This window comes from Phycisphaeraceae bacterium (genome assembly GCA_020851465.1).
GTDB lineage: Bacteria > Planctomycetota > Phycisphaerae > Phycisphaerales > Phycisphaeraceae > JADZCR01.
On record JADZCR010000011.1, the window covers coordinates 1 to 22,210 of the forward strand.

At 60.9% G+C, this 22,210-nt stretch carries 17 protein-coding genes and 1 tRNA gene; 5 read left to right on the top strand and 13 right to left on the bottom strand.

Annotated elements, in window-relative coordinates; all coding sequences use genetic code 11:
* The 10 genes from IT444_11465 to IT444_11510 all read right to left on the bottom strand — a co-directional run.
* Positions 1-601: hypothetical protein (locus IT444_11465; protein ID MCC7193390.1), on the bottom strand; the 601-nt coding region annotated here is incomplete at its 3' end.
* A gap of 608 nt (positions 602-1,209) precedes the next feature.
* Entirely contained in the window at positions 1,210-1,386 is a 177-nt protein-coding gene (locus IT444_11470) for a hypothetical protein (protein ID MCC7193391.1), read from the bottom strand.
* A 125-nt stretch (positions 1,387-1,511) separates the two neighbouring features.
* Positions 1,512-1,583: transfer RNA gene (locus IT444_11475), tRNA-Gly, on the bottom strand.
* Positions 1,584-1,743: 160 nt separating this feature from the next.
* The gene (locus tag IT444_11480; GenBank protein ID MCC7193392.1) at positions 1,744-4,269 is read right to left on the bottom strand and encodes a hypothetical protein; all 2,526 of its coding nucleotides are present in this window, start codon (positions 4,267-4,269) and stop codon (positions 1,744-1,746) included.
* A gap of 68 nt (positions 4,270-4,337) precedes the next feature.
* Complete coding sequence (locus IT444_11485; GenBank protein ID MCC7193393.1) at positions 4,338-5,162, bottom strand: phytanoyl-CoA dioxygenase family protein; 825 nt, start codon at positions 5,160-5,162, stop codon at positions 4,338-4,340.
* A gap of 71 nt (positions 5,163-5,233) precedes the next feature.
* On the bottom strand, positions 5,234-6,751 hold the full coding sequence (gatB, locus tag IT444_11490) for an Asp-tRNA(Asn)/Glu-tRNA(Gln) amidotransferase subunit GatB (GenBank protein ID MCC7193394.1): 1,518 nt from the start codon (positions 6,749-6,751) through the stop codon (positions 5,234-5,236).
* 29 nt (positions 6,752-6,780) lie between these two features.
* The gene (locus IT444_11495; GenBank protein ID MCC7193395.1) at positions 6,781-8,010 is read right to left on the bottom strand and encodes a thioredoxin domain-containing protein; all 1,230 of its coding nucleotides are present in this window, start codon (positions 8,008-8,010) and stop codon (positions 6,781-6,783) included.
* Between the two features lies 1 nt (position 8,011).
* A complete protein-coding gene (locus IT444_11500; protein ID MCC7193396.1) occupies positions 8,012-8,827 on the bottom strand; it encodes a GNAT family N-acetyltransferase in 816 nt (271 codons plus the stop codon).
* A gap of 174 nt (positions 8,828-9,001) precedes the next feature.
* On the bottom strand, positions 9,002-10,048 hold the full coding sequence (locus tag IT444_11505) for a low specificity L-threonine aldolase (protein MCC7193397.1): 1,047 nt from the start codon (positions 10,046-10,048) through the stop codon (positions 9,002-9,004).
* Positions 10,049-10,133: 85 nt separating this feature from the next.
* Positions 10,134-11,783, bottom strand: coding sequence for an RDD family protein (locus tag IT444_11510; GenBank protein MCC7193398.1), 1,650 nt, complete (start codon positions 11,781-11,783; stop codon positions 10,134-10,136).
* Here IT444_11510 and IT444_11515 point away from each other — a divergent pair.
* A complete protein-coding gene (locus tag IT444_11515) occupies positions 11,774-12,862 on the top strand; it encodes a phosphatidate cytidylyltransferase (protein MCC7193399.1) in 1,089 nt (362 codons plus the stop codon). The genes IT444_11510 and IT444_11515 overlap by 10 nt on opposite strands.
* A gap of 10 nt (positions 12,863-12,872) precedes the next feature.
* Here the strand turns inward: IT444_11515 and IT444_11520 are convergent, their stop codons facing one another.
* Both IT444_11520 and IT444_11525 read right to left on the bottom strand, forming a co-directional pair.
* Positions 12,873-14,903, bottom strand: coding sequence for an aldo/keto reductase (locus IT444_11520; GenBank protein MCC7193400.1), 2,031 nt, complete (start codon positions 14,901-14,903; stop codon positions 12,873-12,875).
* Between the two features lie 117 nt (positions 14,904-15,020).
* Positions 15,021-16,331, bottom strand: a complete 1,311-nt coding sequence (locus IT444_11525) for a hypothetical protein (GenBank protein ID MCC7193401.1) — start codon at positions 16,329-16,331, stop codon at positions 15,021-15,023.
* Between the two features lie 238 nt (positions 16,332-16,569).
* On the opposite strand from IT444_11525, the gene IT444_11530 reads away from it, so the two are divergent.
* Positions 16,570-17,184 carry a hypothetical protein gene (locus IT444_11530; GenBank protein ID MCC7193402.1) on the top strand — a complete coding sequence of 205 codons (615 nt, stop codon included), beginning with the start codon at positions 16,570-16,572 and terminating at the stop codon, positions 17,182-17,184.
* 261 nt (positions 17,185-17,445) lie between these two features.
* Complete coding sequence (locus tag IT444_11535; GenBank protein ID MCC7193403.1) at positions 17,446-18,186, top strand: translation initiation factor IF-3; 741 nt, start codon at positions 17,446-17,448, stop codon at positions 18,184-18,186.
* 91 nt (positions 18,187-18,277) lie between these two features.
* On the opposite strand, the gene IT444_11540 is transcribed toward IT444_11535, so the two are convergent.
* Positions 18,278-19,072 (bottom strand): hypothetical protein, encoded by a 795-nt coding sequence (locus IT444_11540; protein ID MCC7193404.1) that lies wholly within the window; start codon positions 19,070-19,072, stop codon positions 18,278-18,280.
* Positions 19,073-19,195: 123 nt separating this feature from the next.
* Between IT444_11540 and IT444_11545 the strand changes: the two genes are divergently transcribed.
* Positions 19,196-21,775 carry a ComEC/Rec2 family competence protein gene (locus tag IT444_11545; protein MCC7193405.1) on the top strand — a complete coding sequence of 860 codons (2,580 nt, stop codon included), beginning with the start codon at positions 19,196-19,198 and terminating at the stop codon, positions 21,773-21,775.
* Positions 21,776-21,930: 155 nt separating this feature from the next.
* The gene (locus IT444_11550) at positions 21,931-22,170 is read left to right on the top strand and encodes a hypothetical protein (GenBank protein ID MCC7193406.1); all 240 of its coding nucleotides are present in this window, start codon (positions 21,931-21,933) and stop codon (positions 22,168-22,170) included.
* Positions 22,171-22,210: the final 40 nt, after the last annotated feature.

The following is a 22,210-nucleotide window of genomic DNA, read 5'->3' on the forward strand; positions in this document are numbered from 1 at the left end:
CACGGACTTTTTCCGAAAAGTCCGCCATCGCGGACTTATCACCGCCTCCCTCAGCCAAAAAGTCCGCCGTGGCGCGCGCGCCATCACGGACTTTTTCCGAAAAGTCCGCCATCGCGGACTTATCACCGCCTCCCTCAGCCAAAAAGTCCGCCGTGGCGCGCGCGCCATCACGGACTTTTTCATCGCCGCAACCATAATCCAGCTCCTGCTGAGGGTTACTCTCATAGGCACGGTAGTCCGCGGCCGTGCCGAACAGAACGCCGGTTTTGGGGGTGCCGCGAGCCGCACAAAGCAGGCCGGCGGCACGGATGAGGTTCAGGGCTTTGTAGATCGACGAGCGTCGAAGGCCCGTGTCGGCCATTAGATCGTCTTCTGTGGGCATGGGTGACAGGTAGGCCCGACTGGTAGCCGTCGGGTCAACGCGGCTCGCCAGAGCCAGCAGGACGGGGCCTGTGACCGCACTAATGTCGGTGAGCCGTCTTAACTCGCCGTTGGTCCGCCAGGCGATGAGCAGCTCGATACGCCGATCACCGACAGGCTCATAGGTTGCCTTGTGGGGTTGGTCACTCGCGAAAACGTGCTGGTGGATTAGTCCGGCCACTTCAAGCCTCCGTGCTTATGCGGACAAAGGCGACCAGGCCGGACGGGACAGCCGGCCTGGTCACTTGCCATAAGAAACCCCGGCCGGCTCCGGCGCTCGAACATCGAGTGCAAAAGCGGATCGGTCGGGTCAACGCCAAAAGAAAAACCCGCGCACGCATCAGGGCGCGCACGGGCTTTGTGTGAAACTGGAAGAGGCTCGAGTTGTGCAGCGCGGCTGTCATACCGGCCCGCTACGCGAGAAGCGCGGGCGGATCGCCTTAGTGCAAGCCGAGTGAGGCGATCCGCCTCGCTGCCCGCGAGACGACCGAGCTTGAAGCGGCTCGGGTTTTCAACTTGTAACCGGGGTGATGGGTTCTTCAGGCCCATCGAGACCGGCTTGCACGAGAGCCATGTTGCGCTGATCGTCGGAGTGTGTCAACCCACTACTCGCGCAAAAAAACCCACCCGCGTAAAGCGGATGGGCTGCGGGGTGCGGTGAGTGTGCAAGCCGGTTAGGACTTTCTCACCGCAGGCCCTCATTTTACCCCACGGTTGAAGAGACCGCAGGGTTTACGACGAGTCTCCCCGTCGAATCGTCGCGGCCAGCGTCAGCCGGCCGCGGCGCGATCAATCGAGAATCACGAGCGGGCTCTTCGCGTAAGGCCGACGCTTTTTGGGCTTTGGTTTCATTTCCCAAACCCTGAGCAACCACGACGCGCCCCGCTCCGCATCGGGCTCGCTACAATCGAGTGCGAGCATCAGGTCTTCTTTCACTCTGCGTTTCAGCTCCGTTTTGCTGTCCATCCTTGGACTCCTTTGCTGGCCCCGCTGGTTAAGGGGTTCATCTCGACGCCCGGCAAGCCCCGTGGTAGGAGTGGCCGGGCGTCGCTTTATTCGTGGTCATTTCTGACCGATGTCTCTTTCACCAAAGCGGGCGAAGGGATTCGAACCCTCGACGTCCAGCTTGGGAAGCTGGCATTCTACCGCTGAATTACGCCCGCAGACGTGACGTATCGTACTCGCCATCGAAGGCGTTTCCAAACTCCCTCGCCCCGTAAAACGAGGCGACCATATCTTCATCGTCCATTCGTCTTTTCCGCTGCCTGCGACACTCCGCGCTCGCGAGGGTAGCGGACCGCAACGAATCGCTCTGCTCCGTCATCATGGCCGGAGCAACACAATGTCCGTCCAATCCAGAGGCAGCTCGATCTCGACATCGCGCTCGTTGAGTGTGCGCAGTTTCACTGCCACACCTTCGGTGCTCTCCGCATGGTTGATCCGCCCCACACCACGGAGCGTCACCTTGAGTGACTTGATCGGTTCATACGTGTAATTGACCAGCACGGCTGCCGAGGCTTTTTCGCCTTTGAGCAGACTCGACTCGACCACCGGCTGGTCCGCATGCGCCACCCCCGTCACTTGTGCGGTCTTCAGCGGCAGGCTGATGAGTTCGCGCGGCTCGGCAGTCCATTTTTCTTCCAGCGTGGTGGGCTTGAAGCCGGCCAGTTGCGCGTATGCCAGTCCGGGTAAAAATCCCACCGCCATGACCTCGCCCCTGCCGTGGGCGACGCGCACCGCCGCGGGCGATCCGTCCGTAAATGCAGGCATCGCGGGGTCCTTCTTCGCTTGACGAAGCGCAGCCTTGACGCCGATCACCGGCAGACGCGCCGCGTGTTCCCCGCCAACGCTAGCGTAGTCCATCGGCTTGATGCGGGGAAGGTCCGACCGCTCACTGTAGCGATGCCCGCGCTCGATCACGATGGTTTGCGTGACATCGTCGGGCCATACCTGTGCGGCAAAGGGCGGGCGGTATGGCTCGAAAAACTCATCTCGCGTCGCAGCACCTGCGGAAAGATAAACTCTGCCGCCCTGCCTGACCCACGCCTCGATCGCCTCGCCCGCTTTGCGAGTCAGGCATTGGCCGGTGACGTAAAGCACCTTGTAATTTTTCAATTCGCCTGACTCGACATCTTCCTCACGCAGCAGATCGGGCTGGATTCCTGAGTGTCGCAGCGCGCACCAGGTGAGCCTGTTTTCGACAAAGCTCGCCGGATCATCGGTATGCCAGAAATCATGGCTGACCGAGTAGAGCAGCGCGACCGGGTCGCGCTGAACTTTCGCGTCCATGATGACGTCCTCAGCTTTCACGAGTGCGGCTGAGAGCTTCGCGATGCCGTCGTATTCGCTGCGCAGATCGGACCAGTAGTTTTCCGTGCTGATGTAGGTCGGCCCGTACGTCCAGAAGAAAAAGCTGGTCGCCCCCTGCCCCAGTGCGGAATACGCTTTGAGCCGCAGAAATCCGTCATCGCTGCCGGTGATGAGTCCGCGCAGCGCGACCGGTCGATCGCCGATACCGGATCGGAAAATCGCGCTGAGATAAGCGAAGGCAGGCGCGCCCGTCCAGGTGGAACCGGGGCCGTACATGTGATTGAGTCCGAGCCAGTCCTCCGCGGAGATGATGTCCACCGCGCGTTGCTGGCCGATCTCAAAAAAATCCAGTCCGCGATAGGCCATCCCGATATGAGGCGGGCCCCATGCGTTGAAGAATGAATGGTCCGAGGGCAGCGTCTCGGTCTTCATGCCCGGCAGCGATCCTTTCACCAGTTCCGTGGTCTGCCGGAGTTGCTTGACCGACCACCACTGGCCGAATTTCGCTGCGTAATAGAGCACCTTTCGCGTGGTCAGGTCCGCATCGCGCGGGAGTGTTTTCTCGAACATCGCAGCCGCGGGATACTCGACCTGATCAATGGGTTTCCCCAGCGATGAGTCGGAGACGCCGTGCTGACGGAGATAGTCGCGGAAAAAGCCGTTGAGTTTTTCCGGGGCGATCGCGGCTGGCCGCAGGTCCATCGTCTGGATTTCATCCGCGACGACGTAGTGCGCGTAATGGGAGTTGAGCCATCGCCCTTCCTCCGTGGCATTGGCGCGTTCGATGGCAGCACCGTCGGATTTGCGCCACGTCTCGACCGATACATCCGGGTCGGCCACCAGATGCCAGGTGGCGGTGTAGGTTTTCACGTTGGCGTCACGGAGCACCTGCCAGGGTGCCCCGCCGATGACGTTGAAGCCCAGCGATTTAAGCGTCTCGACCTCCTGCCGCGCCAGCACCGGGTCGCTGTGGCCCCAAAGAGACGTGAGGAGTTCAAAACGCTTGAGCGTGCGGGGTTTACCGCCTGTTGCTTCCTTCGCCCATGCAGCATGACGAGCCGCCATCTGCGATCCGGTTTCAAACTCGCTCTTTTTCTCGCGCAGCGGATGCGGCAGGAGGAACGCAACCATGTTCGAGCCGCCCTTTTCCCGGAACTGGATCACGACATGCGCAGGATCAGGCTTGTCCGCCAGTTGCACTTCCAACTCGCAGCCGACGATCGGCTTTCCTGATCCGTCTGCGATGGAAATGTTCATCGCCGGCCATTCGGCAATGCCGCCTTCGCGGTTGAGCCGCCCATGAAGCTTCCACTTGGTCAGATCAAGCCACGGCGTCCACTGATCGCCCTCAGCCTCGCGGTTTTCCGTGGGCAGTGTCCAAGGCTCGACGTGGACCCACGCGCCAAAGGTGAAGGTGTGCTTGGGAGCTGCTGGCCCGATGACGCGGGCGCGGACATAGATGTCAGCCGCGACAGCCGGTGAAACGACAGCCGCCAGCAACATAAGCACGATCAGGCAGGCAATGCGACGGTACAGCATGATTTTGTCCATGGAAAGTGAGACGTTCCTCCCCGGAAACGTCACTGATCTGAGGCGTCTGTGTCGTGTCAGGCCTGTGAGTAGGAAGTCACGTATTTTTTCTGCGCCGGGGTAAGGAGCGCACGTGACTTTTCACTCAACTGCGTGTGGCCGATCTGCATATTGTAGTGACGTCTCGTGGTAAAGCTCTGGAGCACGAGGCGACGGCGTTGCTTCATCGGCACCACGCCATGCCAGTGATGCCCACGGTAGAGGACCACACCGCCGGGTTTCAACGGCACCGGCTTAAGCTCACAGTTGTCGAGCACAAAGTCGGGCTTGGCGAGGATCGGTTTCTTGTCGGGTGTCGCCCGCGCCAGATAGTGACTGCCCACCGCGCTGCAGTAGGCACCGTTGTCAGCAAACGTCTCATCGAGATACAAAAGACTGGCCAGCAACATCTGGATCGCTTCCGACTGCGGATTTTTCATCCCCACCACATCATCGTGCCAGCCCAGCGGACCATGCCGAAGGTTGGCCGGCTCATAAGACGGGCCGGGATTGGCTGGGTTATAAGAATCACGGGCACCTGAGCTGTTGGCGAAGACCGCTTCCTCACCCATGTATTCAGCGAAGGCGGTGACATATTTCATGAGGTTTGGGTGAGCCAGGTAGCCGACAAACTCCGGGATGCCGTCGAGCGTTTCCCAGTCAAACCAGCGCGTGCCGGTCTCCCTGGCGCGTCGCTCAAATGCAGCGTCGAGCGCAGCAAGCTCAGTACCGGTGAGAATGTCGGGCAGTGCGACGTAACCATCAACAAGAAGGCGAACGACGGCAGCCTGCGGGTCCATGTGAGTGTCCCTGTTGTAAAAGGAAAGCCGCAACACGCCGCGGCAGTCAATATCATCGATCATCTTTGCGGTGCTAGATCGTGATGACGTACATACCGCACTCAATAAAACTCAGCCGTCGCAAATCGCGGCCGTCAACCCAGAACCTTTTTCTTGACCATCTCTCCGACGACCTTGGCGTTGGCTTTGCCCTTGCTCAGCTTCATGACTGCACCGACGACCGAGCCGACTGCCGCGTCCTTGCCCCCACGGATCGCTTCCGCCGCTTTCGGGTTGGCTGCCAATGCCTGATCGATCCACGCTTCGAGTGATGAGTTATCGCTGACCTGCAACATGCCGCGTGACTCGGCGAGCTTGAGCGGGTCGGCTGACGGATCGTCACAGCACAATCCGTACAGATCATCCGCGGCCGCGGAGCCGATTTTGTCCGCAGCGGCGAGATCGGCGATCTGTTTCACCTGCAACGGCGTGATACCCAGTTGATCGACCCGACAGCCGCGCTCGTTACCCCGCTTGGCGAGGTTGTTCAGCACGATCGCCGCCGCTCGCTTAGGATCGACACCCGCCGTCACGACGCTCTCATAAAACAGGCAGACCTTCGGCTCGTCGATCAGTCCGCGCACATCCTTGGGATTCAGCCCGACCTTTTCGATGTACCGCTTCTCCCGCGCCAGCGGCAGTTCCGGCAGCTTTGCCCTGATCGAGTCGAGCCACGCATCATCGACGACGACCGGCACCAGATCAGGGTCGGGGAAATAGCGGTAGTCATGGGCCTCTTCTTTTTCACGCTGGAGAAACGTCGTCTCGCTGTTGTCGTCCCAGCCGCGTGTGCTCTTGGTTCCCGGCTTCATCGTCACGCCGGTTTCCAGCCACTCGTCCACCTGCCGTTCCAGTTCATGTCTCACCGAGCCGTGGACCGCTTTGAAACTGTTGAGGTTCTTGATCTCGACAATCGGCGTCTTATGCACGCGGCCATCAGGCGCGGTGATGATGACATTGATATTGGGTTCGAAGCGGATATGACCTTTCTGCATGACGCCTTCGGTCACACCCAGAAACCGGCAGATGTTGCGGAGTGTCTGCGCAAAACTCACAACCTGTTCAGGCGTGTCGAAGTCAGGATGAGTCACGATCTCCAGTAACGGCGTGCCGGCACGGTTGAGGTCCACGATCGAGTGATCGATGGCAAATCCTCCGGGCGCCTCGTGCAGCAGCTTGCCGGCATCCTCCTCCAGATGCGCGCGGATGATGCGAATTTTTTTTGTGTTCCCGGAGCCGTCACCAATGGGTATTTCCAGTTCCCCATCCTGACAAAGCGGCTGATCGTACTGGCTGATCTGGTAATTCTTGGGCAGATCGGGGTAAAAGTAGCTCTTGCGGTCCCACTTGGCGTGACGATTGATCCGGCATCCCAGTGCCAGCCCGACGAGCATCGACATCTCGACTGCGCGTTTGTTCATCACCGGCAGCGAGCCGGGCAGCCCCAGCACCACGGGATCACAGAGCGAATTAGGTTCGGCCTCGAAGTAGTCGGGATGGGCGACGTTCGGCGCGGAAGTGAACATCTTCGATCGCGTAGCCAACTCGACATGGACCTCGAGTCCGACCATGAGACGGACCTGAATATCATCGCGGGTGAGCGTGGCGGCCATTGCGGTCATCCTGAACCAAAAGCGGGATTCTAACGGGAGAGAGGCTGAGTTGAAGGCGTCTTCAATTTCAACTCCTCTTCGAGCACCTGAAAAAACTCCTCGGCGGTTGCCGGCCGGCCGGCGATCATGCGATCGTTGCTGAGGATCATCGTCGGCAGCCCGCCGCGCAGCTTCTGCCCCCGCTCGGTGGCACTGCGCCGCAGACGATTATTCAGCTCGATCTGTGCGTCAATCATCTGCGAAAGCCACGGCTGCGCCAGTTCCGCATCCAGTGTTGATCGATCGATCCATTGCTCCGCACGTTGCCGGGCGGCGGCGACAGTCGGCGGGCGGTCGCCCTGCATCAGAAAGGTGTCGAACTCCTCCAGATGACTCGGCGCGAGCCGGTACACCGCGAGCATCAGCTTTGCGTAAGCGCAGGCTTCGACGTGGAAGGGTTCCGTTTCATTGATCGTCTTGTTGCATTGGGCTGACAAAGGCACCGGAGCCAGCGCGATCGCCAACTGACCGGGATAGCGTGCGCGTGCTGCCTGGAGATAACCGTGCAATGCCCGGCAATGAGGGCAGGTGTAATCGAAAAAGCAGATGAGCAGATGCGGCGCGCTGCGTGAGCCGATGACGGGATAATTTTCCGTGGGAATGCCCAGATTCTGAAAACGCAGAACGCGATGCGTGGCAGGCGTGACGAGCACCTGCCCGGTCGCCAACCCGCCCACGAGCAACAACGCCAGCACAGCTGCGAAAACGACGCTTCCGCCGCCGACGCGGCAGGACGAGTCGCCGGCAAATCGCGGGCGACCGATCGGGGCGAGGAGCAATGTCAGCACCGTCAGCGCGACGCCGATCCAGTGTGCGCTCATGCACCAGACGCAGAACGCGCGGATGACATACACCTGAAGCGTGATGAACCACGCAGCAGCGCCGAAAATCACGAGTGACAGCACGATCATCAGCCACCATGCTGTCCGTTGTGCTTTGATGGAACGGCTGGGAGCGATCCCCAAACTCGCAGCCAGATAGGCCATGTAAACACCTGCCGCCAGCGGCGCGACGGGCACATGGCCGAGCCATATCGACCAGCGACTGCTGAGCACATGACTGCAACCCGATCCGGGTTCGCATCCAGCCAGCGAGGTACCGCGTGCGGATTGCGCGGCGATGTAACAGGTCACCAGCAGGCCCAGCAGTGCCAGCACCCGAAGCGTCCAGATACGAATGGCACTTTGCCGCGTCCCGTGGGTGATGATTTCTTCGGTCATGTCAGGGACGCCGATAGATGGAAAAAGTCGTAATCGGTTTGAAACCCGCCGCCTGAGAGAGAGATTGCGCCGGATCGTCTGCGGTCAATCCCAGAACCACATTTTCAAACAATACACGACGGCAGAACTCCAGCGCATGGCTCAGCAGCGTCGAGGCGACGTTCTGGTCGAGAAAATCCGGATCGGTGGCAATCCGGGTTATCACGCCGATGTTACCCAGCGTCAATACATTCACCAGCCCCACGGGTGTGCCGTTAAGTCTGCCGAGCAGTGATTCGAGCCTTGCCTCGTCATGGTGATCGATCTGCGTATCCGCCAACCGTGCAGCGAAGTCGTCGCTCGCCTCCGAACGCGATTTAGCGATCCGTACCAGCAGGCGGCGCAGCTCCGCATATGCGGCTCGACCGGGGATGATCTGCAATCGAGAGTTCTGCTGCGTCAATGGCACGGGCCTGTCGAGGAGCAGAAGCTGCATCACCTCCTCGCGGCAACCACGAGCCGTCAACGCCTCGCGCAGCGGCGCAGGCCATGTCGGATCGACCGCTTCCCATTGCAGGCAGCGCAAGCCACGCGATGCAAAGTGGGCATCAATCTCCGACAACACGGCTTCCGCAGTCATGCCTTCAGGAATCCGTACCTGAGTTGCACGATTAACGATGGCGATATCAGGCCGTGCGAGGTTTGAAAACACCGTCGCGCCGGCAAGCTCCGTTTCCTCCGCGGCTGTCCGCACGAGCACCTCATCAGCGCGACGAAGCGCGCGCACGAGGGCTTCGGCGGACGGCAGGTAACTCTGTCTTGCGATTGGAAGTTCCATGATTGATCACTGACGATCGAGTCCAGGCGGTACGACAAACGCTGCGGCGGTCAGCAGGGACTCATCACGCAGCGTATTACGATTCCGGCGGTTTCTCCCGGTAGATTACCGTGACGCCATGCCGGTGCTCAGCGAGTCCGCTGCTTCATAACATAGCCGTCATTGGGGAAACTCTCAGCCGCGCATACACGAGACGATGGCGTCGATATCACGCGGGGTCGTGTCCCACGAGCACATGAAGCGCGCGCCGCCTCCGATGAAGGTGTAGTACGACCAACCGCCGCGTTTGAGTCGTCCGGCAATCGCGGCGTCGAGCTTCGCAAAGACGGCATTGGCCTGAGTCGGGTAAAGCACCTCGACGCCGGGGATCGTCCGCATCTGGTCAGCCAGAGAAGCGGCGGCGGCGTTGGCACGCTGACCGTTGCGCAGCCAGGCGCCGGATTCGAGCAGGCCGACCCAGGGAGCCGCGAGGAAACGCATTTTCGACGCCAGTTGTCCTGCCTGCTTACAGCGGTAATCGAACTCACGCGCCAGATCCTTATTGAAAAAGATCACTGCGTCGCCGACCGCCATTCCGTTTTTCGTCCCGCCGAAACAAAGCACGTCCACGCCCGCCCGCCAGGTGATTTCACGCGGCGCGACATTCAGTGACGCGGCGGCGTTGGCAAACCGCGCTCCGTCCATGTGAATATGCAGATGATGCCGCTGCGCGACTTCACGGGCCGCAGCCAGTTCGGTGACGTCGTACACCGTGCCCACCTCGGTTGATTGCGTCAGGCTCAGCACGCGCGGCTTGGGGTAGTGGATGTCCCGTCGCCTCGTCACCATGTTGCTCACCGCTCCGAGGTCCGCCTTTCCCAGTGCCCCGCCCACGAGCAGGACTTTCGTGCCGTTGGAAAAAAACTCCGGCGCACCGCACTCATCCGTTTCAACATGCGAATTCTGGTGGCAGACGATGCTGTGATAGCTCTGGCAAAGCGACGCCAGCGCCAGCGCGTTGGCAGCGGTTCCGTTGAAGACAAAAAACACTTCGCAATCGGTTTCAAAAAGCTCGCGGAGCAGATCGGAAGCCCGCTGCGTCCACTTGTCGTCGCCGTATCCGGGAACGTGACCCTCGTTGGCGCGGAGCATGGCGTCCCACGCTTCGGGGCAGATGCCCGAATTGTTATCGCTGGCGAATTGCCGCACGGGAGCGGCGGTTGCGCTGACGCCGGAATTCATGGTTGGAATCGCCCCTGTTTTGCTGGGAATGTTAGCACGGATGACCGAGAGCTACGGATTTCGGAGCAGCAGCGCAGCGGACGGTTTACCCGCCGTCCTGATCTTCACGATCGGGAGAAATCGGCGTGACCACGAGAGTCCGGGCGAGGATGTCACCCAGACGCTGTCCATGCGGACGAACCAGCGGCAGCACCAGCAGAGGCCAGGCGAGCAGGTCGCAACTCTTGAGCAGGTTGCGGCAAAGCACCTGCCAGATATTCGGCGGTTTGCCGTCCACACTCACGACACGCAGGCCGAGCATCATTTTTCCCAACGTCCGCGCGGTGAACATTTCGGAGATCGTCGTGTGCAGGAGGAGCAGTCCGATGACGGCGAGATTCGACTGGAGCGTTTCCAGAGAAGGTAATGCGTAGTACCAGCTCGACACCAGATCAATGGGAGCAATCTGCTGGTAATAGGCGACGATCGCCACGGGAATCGCCATGTCGATCATTGCCGCGATGAACCGGCGCACGAGGTCTGCGGATTCATACCCATCGGGCAGGGTGATTTTGCCGCCGTCGCCGCCGCGTCGCCAGACCAGTGCCGCGACGAGAACCATTGCCAGCCCCATCATCATGAGCTGCATGGGTACACCCTTGCCGAAGAGGAGCACCTGGTTGTCCTCCTCGAGCGGTGAAGCGGGAGCAACCTCCTCGTTCATCAGATTTTTTCGGGTCCACAGGAGCTTTTTGCCCTGTGCGGAAATCAACGCGATGGTCTGTCCCGCGGTGGTCACACCCCAGACAGCGTCCTTGGGAACAACCATTGAAATGGTGCCAAAGCGCCGAATGCCTTCGGGACGGACGATGAGCAGTTCGAGCGTGACCCCCGCACTTTTGTCCTCTACTGGCCGCGCCAGGACGAGCTGATGATCCACCCCCAGAGGAATGATGTCTCTGGACCCTTCGAGGGTGAAGACTGACTTTTGCCAGTCGGTTTGCGTCGGGCGGTAAAGCCACAGCTCGGAATCCTCGCCGGCGGGTGCCGTCAGCAGCAGCGGTTTTTCATCCTGACTCGACTCGGCGACGATCCACGCTTTGCCCCGCGCCGGCCAGTCATTGGGCAGCTCGACCTTGTTCCAGCGGTTCTGCTCAAGCCGGAGCAGCCGATCAGCACGAACCACGCCGGGCGACGTTCGCTGCGTCGTCGGCTGGCTTGCCGCCGGCTGCGAAGCCGCTTGCGTCGCGACTTCCGCTTCCGTCATCCCGCTGTCAATGCGATCGAGCGATGCCTGGTCCTCGACGCGCACCAGTGCCCACGGCCCGGACTGCACCGCCCCGAAGGCCACCAACGCCTCGTGACGCGGGAGTTGCTGTTCCATCCGAGGCAATTCCAGAGGCAACTTGCCCGGCTGCGGGTGCAGATTGAGCGGCATGGATTGGACGGTGAGCTTGTCGGAGACCAGCCACAGGCAGTCGTTGCCGACCGCAATCCCCTCCGGCGCAAGCCGACCGGAAAAAGACGGTGCCTTGAGTACGCGATTGGCCGCGTCGAACTCGTTGCGCTGATAGACCTGGATCGAGTCGTCAGCGTTGAGGGCGATCCACAGATTTTCACCGTCGCCGGCGACGGGCAGCGTCTGGGCGGCGGCAGCCATGCACCAACCCATGACGAGCAAAATCGCCAGAGCCATACCGCCCCGCCGACGAATGAAACAGGCGCAGCTACGAAGCGGAATTGGGTGTGCCGTCATCACGCGCCACACGATACTGGATCGCCTCGCGCCCTGCCATGTTTCACCTGCTGCCCCGCCGGGTTGCTAACATTGCCGACATGCTCAAGTACCGGCTGATCTTCGGCCCGCTGATGATCGCGGCCTTTGCCGTCATCTTTCATTTTGATAACCGGCTCGACAATGTTCCCCTCAACGGCACCGTCTTTCAGCGGCTGTTCCTGGGGCGCGAATATCTGCCCGCCGGCCTGCTCATGCTCGGAGCATTCATCCTGCTGATCGTCCTGAGTGCCCGCGAGTTTTCCGCGATCGCCACCGCCAAGGGCATCCCTGCCGACACCTTCATGCTCACGCTCAGCGGCATCACCGGATGCGTGCTGATCTACATCATCCCGGTGGGAGTCAATTCACAGGTCGCCACCGCAGCGGTTGCCACGCTCATGAGCGTGCTGTTTCTGATGGCTCTGGTGAAATACAGTTGGGTCAACCAGCGGACACAGGGCGCGATTCTCGTCGGCGGACTGACGATGATGGCGTTTGTTTACCTGGGCATCCTGCCGGGCTTTTACGTGGCGATCCGCCGCTGGCACAGCGCCTGGGTGGTCGCGGCGATCATCCTCATCACCAAGTGCTGCGATATCGGTGCCTATGCCACCGGCAGACTCATCGGGCGACACAAACTTATCCCCTGGCTCAGTCCGGGTAAGACCTGGGAAGGTCTCATCGGCGGCGTCCTCCTCTCGGCGGTGGTCGCCACGGGACTGACTGCCCTCAGCAATGCCCTCAACAGCTCCGCTTCTCCTCACGGCCTGCATGTGTACGACAAAATCGGCGCGATCCGTCACGCCAGACCCGTCATCTTTCCGCTCTGGGCAGCTTTTCTCGCCGGTGCAACGATCGGCGTCGTCGGACAGTTCGGCGATCTGGTCGCCAGCCTCTTCAAACGCGACGCGGGATTCAAGGATTCAGGGAAATCCATTCCCGGCTTCGGCGGGTTGCTCGATGTGCTCGACTCACCCGTGATCGTCGCGCCGCTGGCGTACTGGCTGCTCTACCTGGCATCGCAACTAAGCGAGTCGGGCATCTGGGTACAGCACTGACCAGCAATGCTCAGGACTCCAGATTCAGATAGCGCAACTCCTCAGCGGTCAATTTCAGAGTCACCCCTTCGATGGATGTCCGCAACTCCTCGATGGTCCGAGGTCCGATCAAGGCGAAAGTGGGGAACGGCTGGTTGAGCACATATGCCAGCGCGATCTGCGTCGAGGTCACTCCCTTCTTCTTCGCCAGTTCCTGCGCCCGCTCCAGTCGCTGGAAGTTGTCATCGTTGAACCAGGTCGGCTCAAGGAGATTGACATACCAGTCGTCGATCATGACAGGCTTGACGCCTTTCTGGTATCGACCGGTGAAAAAGCCGTTGGCCTGACTCGACCAGGAAAACAGCGGCATCTGCGTGCGGGTGAACCACTCCCGCGATTGCGGGTCCGAAGCGGTGGTGCAGCCGTCCCAGGTGGGCTTGTTCCACCTCGCCAGAGAAAAATTGGGACTGCTGGCAGCGAAGGGCACGAGGCCGTTTTTCTTCGCGTAATCGTTGGCTTCCTGTATCCGCTGGATGGTCCAGTTCGACCCGCCGAAGGCGCGGATTTTCCCTTCTCGGTGATGCTTGTTGAGCACATCGACCAGCACGCTGACGGGCAGGTCGGGGTTGTCGCGGTGAAGGACATAGAGGTCGATGTAATCGACGCCGAAACGCCGCAGGCTTTCGTGCAGCTGTCGGGTGATCGCTTCGGGGTTGCAGTCGGGGGTGTGGCCGCCCTTGCCGAGGATCACGATCTGCTCACGGTTGCCTCGGTTCTTGATCCACTTGCCCACCGCCTGCTCGCATTGTCCGCCGCCGTAAATGTAGGCCGTATCGATGCACGTACCGCCGATCTCGACGAAGTTATCGAGCAGCGCATGGGTCAGAGGAAGCGCGCTGTTGTCGAAAATCATCGAACCCATCACCACGCGCGAGATGGGTTTGTTGACGCCTTCGACATGGCCGTAAGGCATGTTGTGATTGGCACGCGGGCGCAGAGGACGATTGGCGATTGTCGGGAAAGGCGCGTCAGGCTTTTCCGTGTCCCACACCAGGCCGGCTGACCTGCGCCAGGCGTCGAGGAACTTCATATTGGAAATCGTGTCCGCCCAGCTCATCGCGGGCGATGTCGCCTGCTTGTTATGCAGTTCGCTGGCGACACGATCCACTTCGATGCTGTAAAGGCCGGCCCCGCCATCGACTTTGATCGTCTCCGGCTTCTCTTGTCCCGCACGGTGGAGGGTCATGATGTTGTCTTTTTCCGCGGGGAACCACGGGTTGGGCACGCTCAGGTTGCCGTTGGTGCCGTAAACGCGGAGCGTTGAATCAATGGCGATGTTCATGCCGCAGGTCAGCGTGGCAAGGATGTTGCCGGGAAAGCGGGCGGTGGCTGTCGCCCAATGATCGACGCGGGTTTCCGGGCTGATCTGGGCGATTCCCTTGACCTCGATCGGATTCTCAAAATCCTTACCCACTGCCGCACCGGCGATGAGTCGCGTCATCGAAGCGGTGTAGCAGCCCACGTCCATGATTCCGCCGCCGCCCCACTCGTTGACACAGCGGATGTCCTTCCACTGATCGGGCGCTCGAAAGCTGAAGTTCGCTTGGATGATGCGTACCTCGCCCAGCGCACCGGAGCGGACGATCTCGACGATCCGGGCCGTCTGCGGATGACAGCGGTACATGAACGCTTCCATCAGGAACACGTTGTGGACCCGCGCGATCTCCGCCATCGTCATCGCCTCGGGGTAATTCATGGCGAGCGGTTTTTCGCAAAGGATGTGCTTGCCCGCTTCCGCGCAGCGGAGCGTCCAGGGGGCATGTAGATGATTGGGCAGCGAAATGTAAACCACCTGAACGCGAGGGTCATTCACGACGCCCTCATACGAACCGTATCGCTGCGCTGCGGTGAGCTTGAACTCCTCGCCGAACTTATCCGCCGACTCCTGCGTCCGGCTGCCGACGGCGACGAGTTCGCCGGTCGATGACGCTTTCAATGCTTTAGCCAGAGTCTTGGCGATGCGACCGGTGCCAAGAATACCCCAACGTAATTTGTCAGCCATGATGAATCTCCGCCTTGTGTAATAAGCAAATACAGGGGGAGGATCATAGCAATAGATGCCGCGACGCAACGAGTCGCATGTCGAAACGCAAAACGCCTAGAGATGGCGAGTCGGTGATTACGCCTGGGGCGGATCGGTCGGCGGAGGCGGATCGGTAGGCCGGCTGGCTTCGCGGCCATGAATCCCCGCCAGTCGATCCGCGAGCGGTGCTGCCGTGCTGATCGCCGCCTCATTTCCCACAGCGAAAATGGCGAGCGACTCCGTAGCGAACATCTGACCGACGCCCAGCAGTGCCAGCAGAACCGCGATGATCGGGAGAACAACCTTGGCCTTGACTCGGCGGCTCGGCGTCGCCGGGACGGTTGCGCGCGGGCCGGCGGCGGCGTCATCCAGCGCATTTACCAGCGCGGCTGCCTGTTCACGCCACGTCCGCCGCAACAGAGGAACCTCGACCTCACGCCACGCTTCACGGAGCAGTTGCGCATAACCGCCCTCTCGCGCCATGGATGTCTGGGCGATGGCGGCAACACTGCGGCTCCAGTTGACCGCTTCGGCATCCTCCGCAGCCAGAAGCCGCTCCAGCAGATCAAACATCGTCCGCCAGTGCGGATCGTGACGCAGATGAAAATCATGTGAGGCTGCGACCGCCTGCATCAGCCGTTCCATACCCTGCTGCCGCTGACCGCTGTGAAAGAGAACCACACCCGCGTAGGCGTTCATATTCACCGACGGCTGCACAGCCGCGAGAATCGCCTCGACCCGCGCGATCTGCTCGCGCACCAGACGATCAGCCTCCTCATCCGCCACGCCTTCATGCCTGAGTCGATCGATCAGCGGAGTCCATTCCGCACCCGGATCAACCACGGCCGCCAGTGCCAGCAATACGTTCTCCGACGCACGGCAGCGCAATGTCTCGCCGTTGGTGTTCGACGGCCTGGAGTCATCCAGACCGCGCGCCACCGCGAAGAACTCACCAATGCGGTGCAGCGACTCGAAGAGCGACCCCCGCGAGTTTTCCCGTAATTGGCGCAGCCGTACGCGATGAATCTTGAACGCCTGCTCGTCATCACTGGACCAGACCGCATCGTCGTCCGTCGCTTCGTTGACCACGTTTGGATCGCTCGTCCTGGCGCAGACGACCATCGCTGCCTGAAGAATCTGCATCGACCGGGGACGGTTCGGCGTGGGGACGTGCGGATCGACCGGATTGAGAACGCGCGAGAGCAGCGAGTGATCGCAACGATAATCCGCCTGACCGCGCCGCTGCCAGAACTCCTCGATGCAGCGAACCAGCAATTGCTGACTGGCATGCGTGCGGGCCATCCACTCGAACACCAGTTTCACCATCGCCTGGTGTCGCTGAATGTCCTCGGTGCGAACCACACCCTGAGATGCGTTGAAGCCTGCCTTTGTGTGCGTCCTTGTCATAACCAAACTCCTCATAGGCCCGACCAGCCGTGTGAACGGGCACCGAAGGTTAAACGCAGCCGATGCCTCGTTCTTGCACAAGGTCGGTGAAACGCTGCCATCTCTTGCATTATCCGCCACTTACGCGCAGCCTACCGCCTTTCACATGCCTGTGTGAACCTGCGACGATCGCAGTCGCGTTAGCCTTTCAGGTCGTGAGTGTGGACAACCCAAAACCTTTTTGCAAAGGAGTGCCGTCATGAAAACGAAATTGATTTCCTGGGTAGTCGGAGCAGTGGTTGCGTCATCGAGTTTGGCGTTGATGGCAAGCCCCGCCAACGCCGACCATGACAGCGGCAAAGGCCACTGGCGCGGATCGGATAGAAGTTGGTCGAGCTATCGCGAACGCGGACACGATAACGACCGTCGTGACAGTGACCATCGTGACAGTGATCATCGTGACTTTGGCGGCTGGAACAACCGTGGATGGAACAGCCGTGGGTGGAACCGTGATGACCGATCTTCGGATCGAGGTTCCAGCTTCTCATTCAGCATCAAAATCGGCGATCTATCCCGGCCGGTGTCGGCAATCTGCGCCCCGCCGACCCCCGTGTATTACGCGCCTCCTCCGCGGCGTGTCTGGGTGCCCGCTCATTATGAGGAACGTCAGGTCCAGGTCTGCGTCGAGCCGGCGCGGATTGAGCGGCGGTACACGCCGCCGGTGATCCAGCGGCGCTTTGACGACTGCGGCCGCCCCTACGAGTTGGTCGTGCGGCCCGGAACCTGGTGCGACGTCCGTGTACCAGCACGATATGAAACTCGCTGCGAGCAGGTGCTGGTTCCCGGTCACTGGGAGGAAGCGGACTGTCGGTAACGCAGCTTAGGTAATCACCCTGTACCTGCGGAGGCGATGTCGATGTCGCTTCCGCAGGTTTTTTTCGACTCGTTTGGAAGGCTTTGCGTCTTGCTTGACACGCGAAATAAGGCTAGTCTGTCTTTAAGTCCGGTTCAGGTGTTGGGGGTTATCGGGCGTCTGGATGCGACCCGAATCCCAACCGCCGGTGCCGCGTGGAAGCGTGACTCAATGAGTCGTGCGACCTGTTGAAAACGCGGAGCTTGATTCCTCTCTGGAGAACTGGCCATCGGCAAGGGACGATTTCAGCCGCCGCAACGGGACACCGGCAAGCGGCTACGTATCAACGATCTCATTCGCATCTCTCCCATTCGTCTGATCGACGACAACGACGATCAGGTAGGCGTCATCGACCTCGATGAAGCGAAGCGTCGCGCACGCGAGGCAGGCCTCGATCTGGTCGAAGTTTCCCCCATGAGCAAACCGCCGGTTTGCAAAATCATGGATTACGGGAAGTGGAAGTACCAGCAGAAAAAGAAAGACCAGAAGGCTGCCAGCCACTCCAAACAGAGCGAGCTTAAAGAGCTGCGGCTGCGCCCCAAGATTGATAAGCACGATCTGGACATCAAGACCGAACGTGCCAAGGAATTCCTCGGCGAAGGCGATAAGGTTCAGTTCACCATGCTCTTTCGCGGTAGGGAAATGGCGCATCAGGAAATCGGCCTGGCGACGCTGCGCTCCATCCGCGATGCACTCACGGAAGTGAGCAAGGTCGAAGCTGAACCCAAGCTCATGGGTAAGCGCATGACAATGACGCTGGCACCGGATCGCAAGCCCAAGGCAGCCAAGTCGGGCGGTCTCGGCATCCCTACCCCCGGAAATCCCGGAGCCCCCGGAAACCCCGGAAACCCCGGAACCTCAGGTACTGCCGGAGCCTCTGCGGGCACTGCGGCGGGCGGGCTGTCTCCATCGCCGCGTCCTGCGGGAACTGTCGCGCAGCCGTCCGCTTCCGCCAAGGCTTGAACCCTTCTATCACCCGGCTTCATCGCGCGGACTCGACAACCGCGGCGGCTGTGTTGTGGAGTTGTTGATTTTTCTACCGTTGATCTGCTGCTCAGCGCGGCGCGAGCAGGTTGGATTCGTGGCAGGGAAAAAAGCGGTGCATCAGTTCGTCGCAGTGTTCCTCCGCTGCGGCCCGGACAAAGCGCGGATCAAGCTGGGAGAGCATCTGGAACTTTCGCACGACCTTAAAGACGTGCGTCTGATCGAGGTCGAGTGAGCGTGCGGGCACGCCGACGAATTCCGCCAGGTCTGCTGACCGCTCCATGAGTTTTGTGACATCCACGACCATCAACCGCGACGCAGGCACCGCCTGGAGCACGCGCCGCATGTGCATTTTCCAGTAGGAAAAATAACCCGCCAGAGGCCAAAGCCCTTTTTCCCGCAGCGGTTGCTCCTGCGGTGCGTAGTCGTATTTCACATCACCGAAGCACAGTTTGCGATACTCCGCCCACGTACCTGACTTGTCCGGGCGGCTCAGCTCATCGTTAATCACTGAGTCGATCCAACTGTAACAGTCGCGTGTCGTCAGAATGAAATTCGCTTTGGGGAACAGCTCCACCAGCAGCTCGACAATGAACACATCGAACGGCGCGGACTCCATTTCCAGCCATTGCTGACGATTACGGCGGCGGAGCAGATTCGTCATCTCGGACGGCTCAATCGTGCCGTTGGTGTAACGGAGAATTTCCTTGAGAAACGATTCTCCGCCCGGCTCGTGTGCGGCACGGTAACCGCTGAACATCGCGGCCACCGAGTGCGTGCCGGCACGGGGCAGCCCGACGCAGAAAGCCTCGAAGCGCTTGGGCCTCAGCAGGGGTCGCAGACTCGCGGTCAACGAACGGATCATGCGGGAATTATTTTACCGCTTCGGACCGGCCATCGCGTCACCTCGCTCACGATCCATGACGCGGAGTTGGAAAGCTGTTTCATTTCTATAATCGCGACGCATCGGCGAACCGCGCGTGACACCATGACGACAGGCCCGCCCGATCCCGACGCGACAACGCAACCTCAACCCGTTGCGCCGACCCTTCCATCGCCAGCGGTTCGTGCTGCAACCATCAGTCCGTTCATCTCCCTGGCCCTGGCGTGCGTGGTCGGCATCATCGCGGGCACGCTCTGGCGGCAACTGCTGCCGTTCTTGATCGCCGGCGGCATCACTTCTCTCATCGCCTGCGTCATGCTCATCGCCGGCAGGTCGCGCGGGGCACGATGCTGGGGTGTGCTGGCGCTGAGTTGCTCGATGGCAGCATGGACCGTGGTGCGCGAGGAGTTCACCTCTGCCAATGATGTGCGTCGTTTCCTCTCGAATAATTCGCAGCTTGTCCAATTGAGCGGCACGGTTGACGGCGTGCCGTTTCTCAGCGCGCCTGCAATCGGCGGACTTGCTCAGTTCAGCTACAAACCGCCCGGCACGCTCTTTTTTCTCGATGTGGATTCGATCCTCGTCGATGGCGTCATGCAACCCTCAAGCGGCAAACTGCTGGCGAAAGTCGCGGAGGCTGATCACGAGCTGCGTGCCGGCGACCGCATCCAAGCCGCCGGCTGGCTCCGAACCATCGAAGGGCCGGTCAATCCCGGCGAAAGGGACTATCGCCAATTTCTGGCTGATCGCGGCGTGTACGGTCGGCTGTCGATGGGAGGACGGGAAAACTACTCCCTCATCGGTCGCTCCAGCGTCACCGCCGCCCTGCCCCTGGCGTCACGGTGGCTCAGCGACGCAGCCGCCCAGTCGCTCCGCGTCGGTATGACACCCGACGCCGGCCGCATTGCGCTGCTCGATGCCCTCATCCTCGGTCGATGGAGTTCTGACCTGAGCGAAGTGGATGATTCCTTCCGTCAGGTCGGCCTGGCGCACATCCTGTCCATCAGCGGAACTCATCTGACCATTCTGCTGGCCGTGGTCTGGTTCGCTGCGCGGCTGGTGTCGCGTCGTCCGAACCGCGCGTGCATCGCGGTGCTGCTGGTGCTGGGACTTTATCTGGTGCTCGTGCCGCCGCAGGTTCCCCTGACGCGGGCGGGCATCATGGCGGCGACCTTCGCCGTCGGCTTTGCAAGCGGCCGACGGGTGCGTGGAATCGACATGCTCGCGCTGGCGGGTGTGATCGTGCTGGTGTGGCGGCCCAACGATCTGTTCAACGCGGGTTGTCAGCTCAGTTTCGTGGGGGTCGCGGCACTGCTGCTCTTTGCTCGACCCGTGGGGCGATGGATATGGGCCGAGCCGTCGCTGCCCGACACCGAGATGACACGACAGCAACTCGTCGCCCGCACCGTGGCGGATTACACCGCAGCCAATGTCGTCGCTGCGTCGCTGAGTCTGCCGCTGGTGGCGTATCACTTCGGCGTCGTCGCTCCGCTGGCGGTGCTGCTTTCGATGATCGTCCTGCCGCTGGTGACAGGCGTGCTGGCGCTGGGATTTCTCAAAGTCATCGTCGGCCTGATGCTGCCGTCACTGGCTGCGCTTTTAGCCTGGCCGCTGGAGCGCATCACCGACGCGATGATCCGATTCACCAGCGATGCCGCACACTGGCCGGCCGCCTCCGTGCAGCTGGCCGAGCCGCCGAGTCTGGTGTGGACGCTCGCCGCCGTCGCAGTTCTCGTGGCACTTTTTGCCGGTCTGTTCGCACGAAGAAAGCTGGCACTGGCTTCCGCGGTCAGCATCAGTGCGATCTGGCTGTTCTGGCCGCACGCGCCGAGCCTGATCGCCGCTCATCTGGCTCCCGTCGAACATCAACCCGCCGTCACGATCAATATGTTCGACGTAGGTGACGGCTCGTGTTTTCTGGTACGCCTTACCGCCGACCCTCGAACGCCTGCGCAGACCATCATGTTCGACTGCGGCTCGATGCAGTACCTCGACATCGGCAAGCGAAGCATCGCGCCGGGACTGGCTGCTCTGCGCGTTTCCCGAATCGACACGCTCTTTATCTCTCACGCGGATATGGATCACTACTGCGGGATTCCTGAGTTGATCGATCAGGTATCGGTCTCACGGATCGTTCTCACGCCGCAGTTTCTCGACGAAGCGGCGGAGTATCCGCGCGGCCCGGCGGCACTGCTCCTCTTACGCATCCGGGAGCGGCATATCCCCATCCTCAAGGCAGAAGCGGGCTGGCACGAGTTTGCCGGCGGAGCTGATCTGGAACTGCTCTGGCCGAGGGAAAACTTCCGCACTCGCCGTGCCAATGACGCATCGATGGTGCTCTCGATCCGTGCTGCGGGACGGCGCGTCCTTCTCAGCGGCGACGTTCAACAGGAGTCGATTCCCCTTCTGCTGGCCGCGCACGATCTGCGTGCCGATGTAGCGGACCTGCCGCATCACGGCAGCTTTGTCGAAAGCTCACCCGCCTGGTACCGGGCGGTCTCACCCCGGTTTGTGCTCCAATCCAGCGGACCGGCACGACTGCTTGCGGATCATTGGAATGCGCTGATCGATCCTCAAACCACCCGTTTAATCACCGACCGCACGGGTATGGTCGATCTGGTCATCACGCGCAGCGGAGATATCTCCTGCTCCACTTTCAAGCCGGACACAGGCACATCGCGATAGCGGATGAACCGCATGCGTGAGAGGATCGAGGTGCGGCAGGTCGCATCGTTTCTTGACGAATGTTTTGATCACGCTACTCTCGCCGAACTTCCGCACGGTTGTTCAACGTCGAACGCCGCAGTCGCAGACCTTGTTGTGAACACTTCCGAGTTGTTATGCCTATCAAACGTGTCGGTCGGACAGCCGCGTGGCTGACGGTCATCATTCTGGCTGGTGTCACGACCCTGACGGTCCTGATGCTGGCGTACTTCGGCCACCTGCGCGGCTGGCCGGTGTTGTTCGGCCCCTTTTCCGCGATGATCTGGACCGTGCTCCTGCTCGTCGCGCTGGCACCCTGGTGGGCATTGGTAACGGTGGCGTTACAGCGCGAGTATGTCCGCAACCGCGAGCGATGACTCATCCCGCCTCGTACTTGCTGCGAACGCCTGGATAGGT

What these genes read in the sequence shown, in the direction of transcription:
- IT444_11550 (MCC7193406.1), top strand. Translation starts at nt 21,931, where the DNA reads ATGCCTATCAAACGTGTCGGTCGGACAGCCGCGTGGCTGACGGTCATC.
- IT444_11540 (MCC7193404.1), bottom strand. Translation starts at nt 19,072, where the DNA reads ATGATCCGTTCGTTGACCGCGAGTCTGCGACCCCTGCTGAGGCCCAAG.
- IT444_11500 (MCC7193396.1), bottom strand. Translation starts at nt 8,827, where the DNA reads ATGGAACTTCCAATCGCAAGACAGAGTTACCTGCCGTCCGCCGAAGCC.
- IT444_11480 (MCC7193392.1), bottom strand. Translation starts at nt 4,269, where the DNA reads ATGCTGTACCGTCGCATTGCCTGCCTGATCGTGCTTATGTTGCTGGCG.
- IT444_11520 (MCC7193400.1), bottom strand. Translation starts at nt 14,903, where the DNA reads ATGGCTGACAAATTACGTTGGGGTATTCTTGGCACCGGTCGCATCGCC.
- IT444_11545 (MCC7193405.1), top strand. Translation starts at nt 19,196, where the DNA reads ATGACGACAGGCCCGCCCGATCCCGACGCGACAACGCAACCTCAACCC.
- IT444_11510 (MCC7193398.1), bottom strand. Translation starts at nt 11,783, where the DNA reads ATGACGGCACACCCAATTCCGCTTCGTAGCTGCGCCTGTTTCATTCGT.
- gatB (MCC7193394.1), bottom strand. Translation starts at nt 6,751, where the DNA reads ATGGCCGCCACGCTCACCCGCGATGATATTCAGGTCCGTCTCATGGTC.
- IT444_11485 (MCC7193393.1), bottom strand. Translation starts at nt 5,162, where the DNA reads ATGATCGATGATATTGACTGCCGCGGCGTGTTGCGGCTTTCCTTTTAC.
- IT444_11470 (MCC7193391.1), bottom strand. Translation starts at nt 1,386, where the DNA reads ATGGACAGCAAAACGGAGCTGAAACGCAGAGTGAAAGAAGACCTGATG.
- IT444_11525 (MCC7193401.1), bottom strand. Translation starts at nt 16,331, where the DNA reads ATGACAAGGACGCACACAAAGGCAGGCTTCAACGCATCTCAGGGTGTG.
- IT444_11505 (MCC7193397.1), bottom strand. Translation starts at nt 10,048, where the DNA reads ATGAATTCCGGCGTCAGCGCAACCGCCGCTCCCGTGCGGCAATTCGCC.
- IT444_11495 (MCC7193395.1), bottom strand. Translation starts at nt 8,010, where the DNA reads ATGACCGAAGAAATCATCACCCACGGGACGCGGCAAAGTGCCATTCGT.
- IT444_11530 (MCC7193402.1), top strand. Translation starts at nt 16,570, where the DNA reads ATGAAAACGAAATTGATTTCCTGGGTAGTCGGAGCAGTGGTTGCGTCA.